This window comes from Treponema sp. UBA7570, assembly GCA_002477955.1.
In the GTDB taxonomy this organism is placed as follows: domain Bacteria; phylum Spirochaetota; class Spirochaetia; order Treponematales; family Treponemataceae; genus Treponema_D.
This window is the reverse complement of record DLLE01000045.1, coordinates 1-15,399: the sequence shown is the minus strand read 5'-3', so window position 1 is coordinate 15,399 and position 15,399 is coordinate 1. Positions and strand designations below refer to the sequence as shown.

At 39.5% G+C, this 15,399-nt stretch carries 11 protein-coding genes and 1 other RNA gene; 4 read left to right on the top strand and 8 right to left on the bottom strand.

The window, feature by feature from the left end; genetic code table 11:
- Nucleotides 1-2 precede the first annotated feature (2 nt).
- From B4N75_RS05440 to B4N75_RS05430, 3 genes are read right to left on the bottom strand one after another with little or no spacing between them, the layout of a single operon-like run.
- A complete protein-coding gene (locus B4N75_RS05440) occupies nucleotides 3-2,123 on the bottom strand; it encodes a xanthine dehydrogenase family protein molybdopterin-binding subunit (protein WP_296706801.1) in 2,121 nt (706 codons plus the stop codon).
- On the bottom strand, nucleotides 2,113-3,315 hold the full coding sequence (locus tag B4N75_RS05435) for a DegT/DnrJ/EryC1/StrS family aminotransferase (protein ID WP_296706800.1): 1,203 nt from the start codon (nucleotides 3,313-3,315) through the stop codon (nucleotides 2,113-2,115). Before B4N75_RS05435 ends, B4N75_RS05440 begins: the two co-directional genes overlap by 11 nt.
- An 18-nt stretch (nucleotides 3,316-3,333) precedes the next feature.
- Nucleotides 3,334-4,836 (bottom strand): polysaccharide biosynthesis protein, encoded by a 1,503-nt coding sequence (locus B4N75_RS05430; protein WP_296667096.1) that lies wholly within the window; start codon nucleotides 4,834-4,836, stop codon nucleotides 3,334-3,336.
- A 301-nt stretch (nucleotides 4,837-5,137) separates the two neighbouring features.
- Between B4N75_RS05430 and B4N75_RS05425 the strand changes: the two genes are divergently transcribed.
- From B4N75_RS05425 to B4N75_RS05410, 4 genes are all read left to right on the top strand, one after another.
- Complete coding sequence (locus B4N75_RS05425; protein ID WP_296022082.1) at nucleotides 5,138-6,673, top strand: carbon starvation CstA family protein; 1,536 nt, start codon at nucleotides 5,138-5,140, stop codon at nucleotides 6,671-6,673.
- 435 nt (nucleotides 6,674-7,108) lie between these two features.
- Nucleotides 7,109-7,702: a 30S ribosomal protein S4 gene (gene rpsD, locus B4N75_RS05420; RefSeq protein ID WP_078931204.1), complete on the top strand. Its 594-nt coding sequence runs from the start codon at nucleotides 7,109-7,111 to the stop codon at nucleotides 7,700-7,702.
- A gap of 141 nt (nucleotides 7,703-7,843) precedes the next feature.
- Nucleotides 7,844-8,356: a hypothetical protein gene (locus B4N75_RS05415; protein ID WP_296022090.1), complete on the top strand. Its 513-nt coding sequence runs from the start codon at nucleotides 7,844-7,846 to the stop codon at nucleotides 8,354-8,356.
- Nucleotides 8,357-8,367: 11 nt separating this feature from the next.
- On the top strand, nucleotides 8,368-9,816 hold the full coding sequence (locus B4N75_RS05410; RefSeq protein ID WP_296706798.1) for an SPOR domain-containing protein: 1,449 nt from the start codon (nucleotides 8,368-8,370) through the stop codon (nucleotides 9,814-9,816).
- A gap of 193 nt (nucleotides 9,817-10,009) precedes the next feature.
- On the opposite strand, the gene B4N75_RS05405 is transcribed toward B4N75_RS05410, so the two are convergent.
- The 5 genes from B4N75_RS05405 to tig all read right to left on the bottom strand — a co-directional run bounded on the left by B4N75_RS05405 (nucleotide 10,010) and on the right by tig (nucleotide 15,281).
- On the bottom strand, nucleotides 10,010-11,332 hold the full coding sequence (locus B4N75_RS05405) for an aminopeptidase (RefSeq protein ID WP_296668501.1): 1,323 nt from the start codon (nucleotides 11,330-11,332) through the stop codon (nucleotides 10,010-10,012).
- 75 nt (nucleotides 11,333-11,407) lie between these two features.
- Nucleotides 11,408-11,793, bottom strand: a transfer-messenger RNA (tmRNA) gene (ssrA, locus tag B4N75_RS05400).
- A gap of 77 nt (nucleotides 11,794-11,870) precedes the next feature.
- Nucleotides 11,871-13,163 carry an ATP-dependent Clp protease ATP-binding subunit ClpX gene (gene clpX, locus B4N75_RS05395; RefSeq protein ID WP_296022109.1) on the bottom strand — a complete coding sequence of 431 codons (1,293 nt, stop codon included), beginning with the start codon at nucleotides 13,161-13,163 and terminating at the stop codon, nucleotides 11,871-11,873.
- Nucleotides 13,163-13,783 carry an ATP-dependent Clp endopeptidase proteolytic subunit ClpP gene (gene clpP, locus B4N75_RS05390; protein ID WP_296668503.1) on the bottom strand — a complete coding sequence of 207 codons (621 nt, stop codon included), beginning with the start codon at nucleotides 13,781-13,783 and terminating at the stop codon, nucleotides 13,163-13,165. Before clpP ends, clpX begins: the two co-directional genes overlap by 1 nt.
- Nucleotides 13,784-13,919: 136 nt before the next feature.
- The gene (gene tig / locus B4N75_RS05385) at nucleotides 13,920-15,281 is read right to left on the bottom strand and encodes a trigger factor (protein ID WP_296706796.1); all 1,362 of its coding nucleotides are present in this window, start codon (nucleotides 15,279-15,281) and stop codon (nucleotides 13,920-13,922) included.
- Between the last annotated feature and the right edge of the window lie 118 nt (nucleotides 15,282-15,399).

Sequence of the window (15,399 nt, the reverse complement as noted above, 5' to 3'; positions counted from 1 at the left end):
TTTTATTTTAGCTCCGTAGTTTCTTCTGAATTTTTGTTTTCTTCAGCCTCTTTTTGTTTTTCCCAGTTTTCTTTCAAGCTTTTTGTGAGCTTAAAAACTGTATCTGTCTGAACCGGCATATTTGTAATTGTTTTTCCGACAGCCTGAGAAAGGGCAGAGGCATAAGCGGCAGGCAAAAGAGAGGCTGCGATATCGCCAAGTTGTTTTGGCTCATCGTTTGACTGCATAAATTGAATCGAAATTGAGGATACAGAAAGTTCATCGTCTTCAACCAGTTCTTTCAATCCTTCTTGAATTGAATTTTTGAGGGAAGTTTCGGCTGCGTGGGGATTTAAAATTTTTCCTGCATCGGCTATAAACCAAATTCCGCGCAGTTGAGGCGAATAAGAAGCTGAATCAAGCTCAATTTCGGCAATCATTGCTGCAAAACTTGTGGAAGAAAATGGATACCCGCTGAACGTTTCTAAATCCCAGCTTTTTCTAGGATTTACAGAAAAACTTTTTTTTATTGTTACCGGAAATTCTTCGTCTGTTGTTTTTGAAAGCTTTCGAGCTAAGGCTTCGCAGGCTTTTTTTATAAGAACAGAATTGATTGAAATTGAAGCGTTTGTCGTCTGTGGATTTTCTGGTTCTGAGTCAATGCTGTAATTTGTGTTCAAAAAAATATTTTCGGCAGGAAGTCCAGTGATTTCGGAAGCAGTTTTTTGCCAGATTTGCCATGCGTTTTTTGAACTTGGCATTCCGCGGATATAAAGTTTTTGGTCTTTTGTGTAGGAAAGTTCAATATTCAGATTTTTTTTTATAAAATTTGAACCGAGGTAGGCAGTTCCTTCGTAAGCGCAGGCAAGCCCGATTCCTCGCAAAGGCGGTGCGTAAGGAGAAGCGTTGTCGTGATCAAACCTGTGAATGTCTTCCATTTTATAAGCCGCATTTTTCCGCAGAAAAGTTCCTGTCCTGCAAATGGCTTCGAGAACTTCTTTTGATTTTCCTGTTTCGAGAATGATTTTTGAGCGGTTGTGTCTGTCTTCGATTTTTAGATTTAAAATACGCAGTTCAAGAGGGTCAATTCCTGTTTCGCGGGAAATTTTATTCATCTGATTTTCCACGGCATAAAACGCTTTTGAAGCGATTATCGAAAAATCAATTGATGATGGAATTGAGTGGCTCTTGTAAATGTTTGATGTAATTTTTATATTTGGACATTTGTATACTCCGATTGCGGCGATTGCAAGTCTGTCTGCAATTTCCTGTGCAAAAGGATTATAAGCTCCTGCATTCACATGGATTAAAATGTCCATAGATTTTATGAGCCCGCTTTTTGCAACGGCGGTTTTATGCCTGATTTTTACGGATGATGTATTTTCTGCAAAAAATTGCTGCTCGGTTCTTGTAAATTCAAGTTTTATTGGCTTCTTGAGTTTTAGGCAGGCGAGGGCACACTGACAGCAAATTAATGTGTTTAGCCAAATTATGTCCGTTGTCTTTGAAAGAATTTTTGTTCTTGTTATATAGATATTCTCTTCTGGAAAACCTGTAATATCGGAAAGATTTTTTCTTAAATTGCTAATCCAAAGGTTTGGAGAAAAAACATAGAGATTTTGGCTTTTTATGTAGCAGAAAGCTCCGTTTGTTTCGGTGAAATTTTGAAAATTTATGTCGGATTCCCATTCTTCTTCAATCAGAGAGTCTTCTTCTTGAAGCTCGTAGTCTTGGCCGTATTTGACTTCTCGTTGTGCAAGAATGTTTGAATTTTCATTTTTTTCTTCATAGTAAAAATGCTCGTCAATGTTCATTTTAATGTTTTTGCTCAGAAGCCGCACATTTTTTTTGTTTGGGCCGGTAATTATTCCTATTGCCTGCCCTGCGTAGTCAATATCTTTTTCGCAAAAAACCGGAATATTTGTTCCTGAAATTTTTATATTTTTTTTGAACGGAAGATCTTCGCAACCATAAAAATTATAGCCTTCTGGCAGTTCTTCCGTCAGAATTTTTATGATTCGTCCTTTTGGAACAGGACTGCGCACGACAGAAGCATAGAGCATATCATCTTCAAAAATGTCCGAATAAAATTCGTCTGAAAAGATGAGTGTGTTTTTTTGAGGAATTTTTCTTTTAGTGCACATGGAACTTTTCTCCGGCAGATTTTACTGTTTTTATGACATAATCTGCCATTTCTTCGCTCATATCAGGCCAAAGCGGCAGTGTAATCGTGTTTTTGTAATGGCGCTCAGCATTTGGAAAATTTTCTGCTTTAAAGTCGGGATATTTTTTTTGCCAGTACGAAAAATGGAAGATTGGAATAAAGTGCATTGAAATTCCAAGTCCGTTTTGCTGAAGTTCTTTTGCAAATACATTTCTTGTGCAGTTTAATTTTGAAGGATTTATTTGAATAAGATAAAGATGCCAGGCGTTTCCTTCTCTGTCCGGAGGCAAAGTCAAAAAATCACAGCCTGCAAAAGCTTTATTGTATTTTTCGACGATTTTTTTTCTTTTGAATTCGAACAATTCTGCTTTTTTTAGTTGAACCCGGCCGATTGCGCTTAAAATATCTGGAAGATTTGCCTTAAATCCTGGAGCGATAATGTCGTATTCCCAGGAAGCTTTGTCGCTTGTGTATCGATCCCATGCATCTCTGTCCATTCCGTGAAGCCTCATCTGGCACATTCTTTTTGCAAGAAAATCGCTGTCTGTCGTAATCATTCCGCCTTCGCCAGTGGTGATTGTCTTTGTCGCATAAAAAGAAAATATTCCTACATCGCCTAATGTTCCTGCGTAACCGTCTTTTGTTTTGCTTGGAAATGAATGGGCGCAGTCTTCAATGACGAAGATTTTGTTTTTTTGAGTTGAATAATCTTTTGCAATGGCGCAGATTTCTTTCATGCTGCACAAATTCCCTGCAATGTGAACTGGAACAATTGCCGCAACAGTTTCGATTTTTCCGTCTTTTTTGAGTTTTTCCAGAACAGACCTGATTGAATCCGGCGAGATTGAATATGAATTTTCTTCAATATCTGCAAAATGAACGTCCCCATTCAGATGAACTGCGCTGGCGGCGGTCGAAACAAAGGTGTAGGGCGTTGTAATTACAGCTCTTCCGCTTTTTACTCCGCATGCTTCCATGGCAAGAATCATTCCGTTTGTATTTGAATTGACCGCAAGAGCGTGTTTGCATCCTAAAAAATCAGCAAACTCTTTTTCAAAGTCGTGAGTTGTTTTTCCTGTCGTAAGCCAGCCTGAATCAATAACGCTGCAAACAGCATCTTTTTCTTCCTTCGAAAATGAAGGCTTAAAAAACGGAACTTTTAATTCTGACATACACACCTGCCGTAATTTTTATAGATAACCTAAAGTAGTTTTTGTCGTTTTGTAATATTCGTCAAGGCTTGGAACGTATTCTCTGAGGTATTTTAGAAGAATTTCTCTGTTTCTGAACGCTTCTGTATTTTTGGGACTGAAAAAGCAGACAGGTTTAAGTTTTTCGAGAAGCTGATCGAGTTTTTTATCTCCAAACTCCAAATTTTTAAGCTCAAGGAGCTTTTCATATTCGGTTTTTTGAGGATTTTCTTCTTCTAGCCACAATGGCTCAAAAGTTCTTTCGCCTTCGCGCGGACCGATTATTTTAATTTCAATGTCGCGTCCCGGTTCAAGTCCCGAAAATTTAATTATTTGTTCTGCCAGATCGTAAATTTTTATAGGCTCTCCCATGTCCAGAAGATAAGATTTTCCGTTTTCTCCGATTCCTCCTGTTTCGAGAACCAAAGAGCATGCTTCGGGAATTGTCATAAAATAGCGTTCCATATTTTTGTCCGTGACTGTTACAGGTCCTCCAGATTTTATCTGTTCCTGAAATAAAGGCAGAATTGAGCCTCTTGAGCCGAGCACGTTTCCGAATCGGACAAACATAAATTTTTGTGAAGAATTTGCTTTTTTTGAATATTGAAGAATGAGTTTTTCGCAGAGCATTTTTCCTGCTCCATAAACGCTCACTGGATTGACGGCCTTGTCTGTCGAAATAAGCACAAAACGCTGGACATTGTTTTTTAACGCCGCATCCAAAAGATTTTTAGTTCCAAAAACGTTGTTTTCGATGGAAGCAACTGGATTTTCTTCCATCATCGGAACATGCTTATAAGCCGCGCAATGAAAAATCACGTCTGCCCGAGTGTTTTTTATTATGTAGTCTACGTATTCACGGTCTTTCATGTCGCCGATAATCGGAACTACGGTTGCTTTTTCTCCGACTCCTTCCTGCTGCAAGACATGAAGTTCTCTGTAAATCTGTACAATTGAATTTTCTCCGTGTCCAAAAAGATAGAGCCGTTCTGCGCCGCCAGAAAGAAGCTGTCTTGCAAGTTCTGAACCTATTGAGCCGCCTGCTCCTGTAATAAAAACTCTTTTTCCGCGAAGGTATTTTAAACTTTGATGAAGCGGAATTATGACAGGCGTCCGGCCCAAAATATCAAGAGGATCTATTTCTCTTGTCTGTACAAAATGCGCCTTGCCGTCGATAATCTGGCTTACACTCGGAAGAATTCTGATGTGGGCAAAACCGCCCTTTTTTAAAGCTTCGTAAATTTCACGTATCTTTTCTGTCGGCGCGCTTGGAATCGCAATTATTGCTTCATCCAAGGGGCCGCATTTTACAAGGCTTGCAACTTCTGCAATTGAACCCAATACAGGAATTCCTTCAATTGAAGTTCCAATTAGTTTTTTTTCATCATCTAAAAATGCCGCTACCGAACCAAATACTTTTTTACGCATCAAATCGCGGGCAATCATCTGTCCTGCAAAACCCGCGCCAATAATGTAAATTTTAGAATCAACTTTCTGCAGCATAGAATGATTTTATCATTAACAGCGCAGATTTACAATTAGACAAAAATATTCAGATCGAAGCATGTTTTTTTCAATTGGTTCGCATAGATTTTAAATTTCTTTACAAATACAAAATGTAGATTTAGACTAATCTTTGTAGGATAAAAGTTCGCCTTTTTGACGAGCCTTATGTCAAATTCAAAAAAGTGTTGTTAAAGAAGTTTTTACGGCAATTTCGGACAACAACCAATAACCGCAGTAAATTTAATTTTTTTAACAGCCTTTAAATCAGTTTGTAGATTGTTTATCTGGAGGTATTTTTATGATAACTTTCTTTGCTGCGCTGGTGATTTTGATTGTAGGTTACATGATCTATGGCAAAATCGTGGAAAAAATCTTTGCACCAAACGACCATGCAACTCCTGCTGTTGCTAATCCTGACGGTGTTGATTATGTTCCTATCTCTACTGGAAAGGCTTTTTTAATTCAGCTTTTGAATATTGCCGGCCTTGGTCCTATTTTTGGTGCGATTTCTGGAGCCATGTGGGGACCTAGTGTTTACATTTGGATTGTCTGCGGTACTCTTTTAGCTGGAGCTGTCCATGACTTTATGTCCGGTATGCTTTCTGAAAGAAACGATGGTGCTTCTATTTCTGAAGTTACTGGAAAATATCTTGGCCCTGTAATGCACAATGTGATGCGTGTATTCTCAGTTGTTCTTCTTGTAATGGTAGGTGTTGTATTTATGGTAGGACCTGCTGGTCTTCTTGCCCGCCTTACTCCTGAATGGCTTGATATAAAGGTTTGGACTGTAATAATTCTTATTTATTATTTCCTGGCAACACTTCTTCCAATCGATAAGATTATCGGACGTATTTATCCTTTGTTTGGAATTCTGCTTATTTTAATGGCAATTGGTATTGCAATCGGAACAATTATTCATTCTGGTGAGCGTCCAATGATGGAGCTTACATTGAAGAATCTTTATCCTGGAACGATGGACAGCGCGACCGGAAAAATCACCGGAGTGCGCCCGATTTGGCCTCTTATGTTCATCACGGTTGCTTGCGGCGCGATTTCTGGTTTTCATGCGACCCAGTCTCCGATTGTTTCACGCTGCATAAAAAGCGAACGCGAAGGACGCAAGATTTTCTACGGTGCAATGGTTGCTGAAGGTATTATTGCCTTGATTTGGGCTTCTGCCGCAGTTGCATTCTTCTGGAATAAAGACGGCGCAGGAACTGGACTTTCTGCTTTGAAAGCTATTGGAGGCGGAAACTCAAATTCTGTTTATGACATGTGTGTTGCTCTTCTTGGAAAATTCGGTGGGCCAATCGCATTGCTTGGTGTAATTGTTTGCCCTATTACTTCAGGCGATACAGCTTTCCGCGGTGCCAGAATGACAATTTTTGACTGGTTTAAGCTTGACGAGAAAAAAATCCGCGTTCGTCTTTCTGTTGCAATTCCTCTTCTTTTGATCGGCTATGGAATTTCATTTATCAACTACAATGTTGTATGGAGATACTTCTCTTGGTCTAACCAGACTCTGGCTATGATTGTTCTTTGGGCAGCTTCTGTTTACCTTGCAACAAACTACGGTCCAAATCCAAACCGTTGCTGGATTACTGCTGTTCCTGCGGCATTTATGTCTGCTGTAAGTATTACTTACCTGCTTTATGCTCCAGAATGTTTTAACCTTGGAGCTCATGGTGCAACAGGTCTCACAGTTTCTTATGTTGGCGGTGTTGCTGTTGCTTGTGTTTTTCTTGCAATATTCCTGTTTACTGCTTACAGAAATCCTGCAAAAAGTCTTGAAAGGCAGCAAAAAGTAGACATTAGCCGTAAAGGTGAGCATTAAACTGAAAGAGTTTTTTTTAAATTAGATTTTTTAGAAAATATTATGGAGCTGGCCGGCTGTAATAAATATTTCAGTCTGGATTTTTAGGTTGCCCTGTGTGTTCTTTTTAATAGAATGTGCAGGGCTTTTTTTTTTTGAAAGTTTTATATACGTTTTTATTTTTTTGCTAGCCCGGATCGCCACGGAAAGACCGGACGAGCGTAGCGAGGAGGACTTGCAGTAAGAGCCGGATAAGACAGAAAATGTGCTCCGATCATTTACTTTGAAAGAAATTAAGTTTAGAGGTAAAAATCAACTAGACTAAAAAAAAAGAATTTGATAATATGTAAAGACTGTTTAGCTTCCCTCTAGGCAGTACATAACTTTGAAAATCAAGTAACAGTTTCTGCGCGGCTAGTGGAAATTTACACTTGATGATTTTTCAGGAGCATTAAAATGGCTACAAAAAAAGGTCCTCGTTTTAAGGAATGTAGAAGACTTGGTGTAAACGTATGCGGACACCCAAAGGCTATGGAAAGAGCAGGGGCGCCGGCTTTTAAGAAATCAAAGAAAACTTCTGACTACGGTCTTCACTTGATCGAAAAACAGAAAGTAAAGGCTTATTATGGTATTCTTGAACGCCAGCTTCGCCGTTACTTTGAATTGGCAACAAAATCATCAGAAATGACTGGTGTCGCTTTGCTTGTTTCTCTTGAAACACGCCTTGATAACCTTGTTTACCGTCTTGGATTTGCTAGTTCAATCCGCATGGCTCGCCAGATGGTTTCTCATCGCCACATTGAAGTAGACGGAGTAAAAATCAATATTCCATCATACTCTGTAAAAGTTGGACAGGTTATTTCTTTGGTTGAAAAAGCGCAGAAGAGCGAACAGTTCAAAAAATCATGGCTTTCAGATACAAAGGCAAAATTTGACTATCTTGAACGCGATGAAGAGAAGTTCTCTGGAAAACTTACCCGTCTTCCGCTCCGTGCAGAAATCCCTGTACAGATTAATGAACAGATGGTAGTTGAATACTACTCAAAGTAGTTTAACCGGCTGCTTTTTAAGACCGTCAGTTTTTTGCTGGCGGTTTTTTTATGTCTTATAAATTTTTTTTCTTGATTTTGATTCTAAAATAATTCTAAAAAACTAAACATTGAATTTTTCTTTTCCGATATTTATAAAGAGATGAAAAAAAAATTACTTTTTGGTTTTGCATTTTTATTTTTTCTTCCGGCGATTTATTCTAAAAACATCAATTTTCAGGTGGTTCAGAATAATCCTGGGTTTGATACGGTTTTTGCCGTGTCGGATCTTTTTGAACAGGCTTTGTCCGATTTTTTCTTTGAATCAGGACATATCGTTTCTAATTCGCCTATTTTTATAAAAGAAGACTCCCAGTCGGATTCGGCTGAGCTGACAAGGGCTCTTGCCGACACTTTGCTTGGCGGGATGGATGTCCTTGTCAGGCTTGAAATAAAATATGATGAAAAAACTGCAAACAGTGCCAGTGCCCTTTTACCAAATTCTGTAAAAAGTGTAAGCTGGCAAAATTATAATCCAAAAACAGGAAAAGTTATTTCTGACGGAAGTATTTTTCCTGAAAAAGTTGAGGCGTCTAATAACAACGAGGCGGAACTTTACAAATTTGCAAGTTCTGTTGCGGCTAAAGTTAGCTCAACATTAAAGAGTTTAAAATAAAGGGGACGGATATGAAGAAAATTCTTTCATTGGTATTTGCTGTATTTACTGTAGCAACGATTTTTGCGGCGGCTCGGCCTTCTGTTGACGGAAGAGCAGTTGTCTGCGAAGAAGGTGAAATGCCGAAAGGTTTATTTGCAAAAACTATAGGCTATTTGCCTGGCGACAGCGTAACTGTGACAAATCCTGCTAACGGTACGGCTGTTGACGTCCTTGTTTTGGGCTCTATTGATTCTGGAGAGGGCATTGCAATTTTGCTTTCTGCAGAAGCTGCAGAAAAACTTTTGATAAAAAAAGACTCGAATGTTCAGGTAAAGATTACCAGACGCACTGGAAGTATTGACGAAAGCGTTTCTGGAACTGCTGTTTTGACGGAAGAAAGTGAAGAAAATATTTCTGAGCCGGAATTTGAGCAAAATATTACAGAACCTGAAAAAAATCAGGATGAAGTGGAATTTAAAGAAGCTGAAACTCCTGTTGAAGAAAACAAAATTTCGGAGCCTAATTCTGAGCTTGAGGAATGTGAAACTCCTGTCGAAGATACGGAAACTGTAGAGTCAGAAAATATTGAGCCTAAATCTGAAGGTCTGGATGAAAAAACGGAAGAAATTGAAAATGAAAATTCTGAAGTTTTTGATGCCGATTCTTTTGATGAAGAACTGGAAGTTCAGACGGACGGACAGGAAGAAGAGCTTTCTGAAACAGAAAATGAAGGTGCAGAAATTTCTTCAGAAGAAGATAATTCTGAAAAAATTGACGCTCCTGCTCCGGAAGCGCAGGAAGAAACAAAAGCTGAAATTGTTGACGAAAAAGAACCGGAAAATTTGGAGGCTGGAGAAAATTCTGCTGATTCCGAAAGTTTTTCTGAAGATATTGAGAATGCGGAAGCTGAAACTACTGGCAATGCAGCAGAAGAAAAAGAGCAGCCTGAGCATTTTGAATCTGAAACTCTTGCAGAAGTTAATGGCACGGAACCTTCCGAAAATGTTTCTGCTATAGAAAACGCCGAAGAAGGAAATGCAGCGGCAGAAGAATATGCTCCGATAGTTCTTGCTCCTTCTGCTCTTAATCCACCGGAAGCAGAAAATATTGAAGAAGAATCTGTAAATGAGCCTCAGAAAGAAGTCTTTGTTCCTGAACAGGCAGATGAAAATATTGAAATGGAGTCTGTGGTGGAAGAAAATACCGAAGGCTCTAGCTTTGAAAGTTTTGTAACGACAGATGCTGAGCTTAAAAAGGGAATGTACTATCTTCAGATTGCAACCCTTTCTAACGAAGAAAATGTTGTAAACCTTACAGAAAAATATGGTAAAAAATATCCGCTTGCTTTGATTAAGCAGAAGAATATAAATGCTTATAGAGTCCTTGTTGGACCTCTTAATGCAGATGAATATGGTATGATCAAAGAGCGTTTTGAATCTTACGGATTTAAGGATGCTTTCCTTAGAAGAATAAAATAGAAATTTAAAGAAATATGCTACGCCGGGGTGGAGGGACGCGAAGTGTTTTGCAGATGCTATAAAAATAGCAGCTGCAAAATGCAGCGACAGCGGAATCCCGGAACACCGTTAGAGCGCAAAAATCCGTCCAGAATACAAAAAGCACTTCAGAAAAATGTCTCCTGAAGCGCTTTTTTTTGTTAAAGCCGAAAAATTACAGCGTTAAGAATGCTTTGTAAGCCTCGTATGCCTGCTCGATGTCGAATCTGCTTGTAATTTCCCAAGGTGCGTGCATGCTCAAAACGCTTACTCCTGCATCCAAAACGTTCATTCCGTATTTTGCCGCAAGGTATGCGATTGTTCCGCCGCCGCCCTGATCGACTTTTCCAAGTTCTGCCATCTGGTATTTTACTGAATTTTCGTCAAGAACTTTTCTTAAGGCTGCGATAAATTCTGGATTAGCGTCGCTTGCTCCGCTTTTTCCGCGGCTTCCTGTGTATTTGTTGAACACAATTCCGCCTCCGAGAAATGATGCGTTGTTTTTATCAAAAAGATCGGCATTCATTGGATCATAGGCTGCGTTTACATCGCTTGAAAGCATTGAACAGTTTGCAAGGCAACGGCGGACTGTTAATTCGCTGAAACCGTTTTCTGTGCGCGCGATCAGTTCTGCAACGGCGTTTTCAAAAAAGTGGCTTGCCATTCCTGTTGCGCCGACACTGCCGATTTCTTCTTTGTCGACGCAAAGACAGCAAAGTGTTTTTTTGCCTGCTTTTGAGTCGAAAAGTGCCTGAGCCGAAGTAAATGCGCATGAGCGGTCGTCCTGTCCATAAGCTAAGATTAAGCTTTTGTCGAGTCCGAGGTCGCGTGCTTTTCCTGCAGGAACCACCTCAAGTTCTGCTGAGCCAAAATCTTCTTCTTCGATTCCATATTTTTCTTTTAGAAGTTTTAGAATGTTTTTTTTGGCAGATTCTTTTTCTTTTGAGTCTTTTGCTGGTTTTTCTGAGCCGACAATCAGGTCAAGGTTTTCGCCAGGAATAAAATCTGAGGCGGTTTCTTTCATTTGTTTTTGTGCAAGATGCGGGAGAATATCGCTTATTACGAAAACCGGTTCAGACTCGTCTTCTCCAAGACAGACATTTACTGTTTTTCCGTCTTTTGTGCAGATAACTCCGTGGAGGGCTAGCGGCATTGTTACCCATTGATATTTTTTTATTCCGCCGTAATAGTGGGTGTTTAAGTAAACTAAAAAATCTTTTTCGTAGAGCGGGTTTTGCTTTATGTCAAGACGAGGTGAATCGATGTGCGCTCCCAAGACGTTCAAGCCTTTTTCTAGTGAATCGGTTCCTAGCTCAAAAAGGGCAACAGCTTTATTCATTTTTTTTATATAAACCTTGTCGCCTGGTTTTACGCTAGAAAGCGAGTCTAAGTCTTTATAGCCATTTTTTTCGGCGAGTTCGATTATTTGTTTTGCACATTCACGCTCTGTTTTTCCATTGTTCAGAAAGTTTTTGTAATTATTGATTAAATTTGTCATTTTTTTATTCTCCCATAAAAAACAAGTTTGCAAATTAAAAAATAAAAACCACGAAAAAATCCGTGGCTTTTATAAAAGTGGAGATGGGGGGAATTGAACCCCCGTCCGAAAGTGTAATCCAAATACATCTACATGTTTAGTTATGCGAATTGGTTGTCAGGAAACACTTGGCAGCATAACAAGCATTGTCTCCGTATTCAGCCTAAAAAGTCCCACAAATCCGGCTGAAATGATTTATGGCAAGTCCCTGTTTGTAACAGAACGTCTTAAAGTTAGGAACAGCGCCCTAAGCGTTCCGGCTAACGCAGACTAAGCAGCGAGAGCTTCTGCAGAAGAAGCTTCAACAACTTCTTCTTCTTTTCTTGCGAAAATTGCAGTTATTTTTTTTGTCAGTTTGGGGAACCTTCACTCCCACATGCAGTAAGTGCATTATTCACAGTCGTCGAAACCGGTGCACCCCCATTTTTCTCTATGAAAATATAGTAAATTTAAATAAAAGCGTCAATCCAAATACTGTAAATTGACACTTTTATTTTGTCTAGGCAGTTACTTTAGAACCAATTAAAAGTGTTTCTGGAGAAGGAAGTTTTCCTGAAAGAACAATATCCTTTGTAACGGTAAATTTCTTCTTTCCCTTGATGCTTGGAGCTTCGTACATAAGATCCATTAAAAGTTTTTCACAGATTGAACGAAGTCCTCGCGCCCCGGTTTTTTGTTTGATCGCAATATCTGCAATTTCTTCAAGCGCGTCTGGAGTAAACTCAAGATCCAAGTCGTCAAATGCAAAACTTGCCTTAAGCTGTTTTATAATGGAATTCTTTGGTTCTGTAAGAATTCGGGTTAAGTCTGTCTTTGTAAGCTCCTTGAGAGCCACAGTAATTGGCATACGGCCGATAATTTCCGGAATAAGACCGAACTTTACAAGGTCGTCAGGTGTGCACTGATTTAGAAGCTCCATTTTCTGGGCTTCGTCCATGGTTCCAACGTTTCCGCCAAATCCCATTGTTTTTCCAGCAATGCGCTGTTCAATAATTTTATCGATACCAACGAATGCTCCTCCAAGAATAAAGAGGATGTTCGTCGTGTCTATTTCAATCATTTCCTGGTTCGGATGTTTGCGTCCGCCTTGAGGGGGTACTGACGCAACTGTTCCTTCTATGATTTTAAGCAGAGCCTGCTGTACGCCTTCTCCGCTTACATCGCGGGTTATAGAAGTGTTTTCGCTTTTTCTGCCGATTTTGTCGATTTCGTCAATAAAAATGATTCCGCGTTCTGCGGCCTGAACATTTCCGTCTGCGGCGTTAATCAGTTTAAGAAGAACATTTTCTACGTCTTCGCCGACATAGCCGGCTTCAGTAAGCGTTGTTGCGTCTGCAATTGCAAAAGGAACGTTCAATTTTTGAGCCAGTGTTTTTGCAAGAAGGGTTTTTCCGCTTCCTGTTGGTCCGATAAGAAGAACGTTTGATTTTTCGATTTTTACTTTGTCTTCACCGTCAGCTTCAAAATCCGGGAGCGAGCCTGCTTTTTGAGCCGCCATTCTCTTATAGTGATTGTAAACTGCGACTGAAAGAACTTTTTTTGCATAATCCTGGCCTACAACGTACTGATCGAGATATTCTTTGAATTCTTTTGGGGAAGAAACATCGCTTAAGTTAATCGGAGTAAGGCTGCTTTCGTTTTCTAGTCCGATAAGATACTGTTCGCAGGCCTCTACACATTGAGAACAAATGCGAAGCTCGTTGTTTGGGCCGCCAGCAACCAGAGGTCTTTTTTCTCCGCCTGGTCTTCCGCAAAATGAACAGCGGTTGTTTTCGTTATGAAATCCTAACATTATTTTGCCTCTTTATCTGATGAAACTCTTTTTGGCATTACCTTGTCAACAATGCCGTATTCCTTTGCTTCTGTAGCAGTCATGTAGAAGTCGCGCTCAATGTCTTTTGCAACCTGTTCGTAAGATTTTCCTGTTTTTTCGGCAAGAAATTCAATTGAAAGTCTTTTGATTCTTAAAAGTTCTTTTGCCTGAACAGTGATGTCGCTTTCCTGACCGCGGACTCCACCTGAAGGCTGGTGAATCATAATGCGGCTTGAAGGAAGAGAAAATCTTTTGCCTATTGTTCCGCCGGCAAGAATAAGAGCGCCCATTGAGCAAGCCTGACCGATGCAGATTGTCTGAATGTCGCATTTTACGTATTGCATTGTGTCGTAAATTGCAAGTCCTGCTGTAACACTTCCGCCTGGAGAATTGATGTACATGCTTATGTCTTTGTCCGGATTTTCTGATTCAAGGAAGAGAATTTGCGCTACAATCAAATCTGCCGTAACATCGTTTATTTCGCCATCAACAAAGATGATTCTGTCTTTTAAAAGTCTTGAAAAAATATCGTAAGCGCGTTCTCCGTTTCCGCTTCTTTCGATTACCTGTGGTACTAAATTATTCATTGTTTCGTTCATGTTTGTTGCTCCGAGCTGATATGATTTTTTTTAGATATTTTAAATATAACAAAAAAAATCTAGAAGTCCAAAAAAAAACGGAATGTAAACAAGATTTTTTTTGTCACATTCCGTTCACATTTAAACTTTTATAAAATTAGTTTGCCTTGAAAAGGTCTGCAAATGAAGTTTTGTCGCCTTTTGCAACCTTAATCTGTGCAAAAATATCATCGTAAAGTTTCTGTTCCTTTACATCGTCGATGAACCATTCTTTTGCACGTGGGTCAGCGTAGTGCTTTTTAACGTCTTCGACTGAAACACCGTTTGAATCTGCAAGCTTCTGGTATGCTTCTTCAACTTCTTCTGGAGTTACAGAAATATTTTTTGATTTAAGAAGTGAATCTACGATGATTCTGCTTTTTAGCATTTTTTCTGCATCTCCAGTCCACTGTGCGAGCATATCTTCTTTTTTCTGGCCAGAGGCTACAACCATTCTTTCGAGGTCTTCTGGAGTTGTCTGGAACTGCTGCGCCATCTGTCCCCAGCGGCCGTTAAGTTCTGCCTGGAGCATGCTTGCGGGAATTTCGATTGGATTTTTTTCGATAAGCTGCTCGAGAAGAGAATTTACTTTGATTTCTTTGATTTTTCTGTCTTTTGCAACGTTGAGATTTTTGAGAATGTCAGCCTTCAAGTCTGCAAGGGTTTTGTATTTGTCGCTTACGTCCTGTGCAAGATCATCGTCGAGTGCAGGAAGGTTGCGAACTTTAATCTGCTTTACAGTTACGCTATATTTTTTTGTATTTCCGGCAAGGTTTTTGTCAGCGTCTGTTTTTGCATATTTTTTTGTGATTTCTTTAGTTTCGTTTGTTTTCATTCCGATGATGTCATCATCGATTTTATAAACGTTTTCTGCTGTTCCAAGAGTGAATGTAAAACCTTCGCGTTTTGTTCCTTCTACAGTTTTTCCGTCTTCGCCGATCTCTTCAATGTCGATTGTAACGATATTGTCTTTTTCTGCTTTTTCGTCTTCTTTTTTGTCGATTACCGCAGCGTTTCTTTCCTGAATTCCTTTGAGCTCTTCCTCAACTTCTGCATCGCCTACAGAAACTTGAGGCTCTTTTACAGAAATCCCGTTGAAGTCTTTTACTTCTACAGAAGGAAATACATCGTAAGTTACAGTGAAAGTGAAGTCTTTTGCAGTGTCAAATGCCGGCATTTCGTCCATTTTTGGCTGCGCATAAGGAAGAGGGCGTCTTGAAAGATCTTTTTCGTCCTGAAAAATTTCGTTCAATACGCTGTCGATGAGATCGCCTGCCGCTTCCATTTTGATCTGTTCGCCGTATTTACGTTCAAGAACTGATGCAGGTACGTGACCTTTACGGAATCCTGGAATCTGAACTTGTTTTACATATTTTCCGAGTGTTGTTTTATAACCGTTTGCTACGTCTTCTTTTGCAACTGTTACTGTTAATTTTGCTGCCGAATGTTCAAGCTTTGTGATTTCTTTTGTGAATTTCACTTTTTGGCCCCTTGAAATAAAATGATTGGAACCTCTAAAAAAATAGAGATGCCGTAATAAAAAAAAGCGATTCAGATGAAATCCAAATCGCTTTGCATAGAGCGGGAAACGGGAGTCG

What these genes read in the sequence shown, in the direction of transcription:
- B4N75_RS05405 (WP_296668501.1), bottom strand. Translation starts at nt 11,332, where the DNA reads ATGACAAATTTAATCAATAATTACAAAAACTTTCTGAACAATGGAAAA.
- clpX (WP_296022109.1), bottom strand. Translation starts at nt 13,163, where the DNA reads ATGTTAGGATTTCATAACGAAAACAACCGCTGTTCATTTTGCGGAAGA.
- rpsD (WP_078931204.1), top strand. Translation starts at nt 7,109, where the DNA reads ATGGCTACAAAAAAAGGTCCTCGTTTTAAGGAATGTAGAAGACTTGGT.
- B4N75_RS05415 (WP_296022090.1), top strand. Translation starts at nt 7,844, where the DNA reads ATGAAAAAAAAATTACTTTTTGGTTTTGCATTTTTATTTTTTCTTCCG.
- B4N75_RS05440 (WP_296706801.1), bottom strand. Translation starts at nt 2,123, where the DNA reads ATGTGCACTAAAAGAAAAATTCCTCAAAAAAACACACTCATCTTTTCA.
- B4N75_RS05410 (WP_296706798.1), top strand. Translation starts at nt 8,368, where the DNA reads ATGAAGAAAATTCTTTCATTGGTATTTGCTGTATTTACTGTAGCAACG.
- clpP (WP_296668503.1), bottom strand. Translation starts at nt 13,783, where the DNA reads ATGAACGAAACAATGAATAATTTAGTACCACAGGTAATCGAAAGAAGC.
- B4N75_RS05435 (WP_296706800.1), bottom strand. Translation starts at nt 3,315, where the DNA reads ATGTCAGAATTAAAAGTTCCGTTTTTTAAGCCTTCATTTTCGAAGGAA.
- B4N75_RS05425 (WP_296022082.1), top strand. Translation starts at nt 5,138, where the DNA reads ATGATAACTTTCTTTGCTGCGCTGGTGATTTTGATTGTAGGTTACATG.
- B4N75_RS05430 (WP_296667096.1), bottom strand. Translation starts at nt 4,836, where the DNA reads ATGCTGCAGAAAGTTGATTCTAAAATTTACATTATTGGCGCGGGTTTT.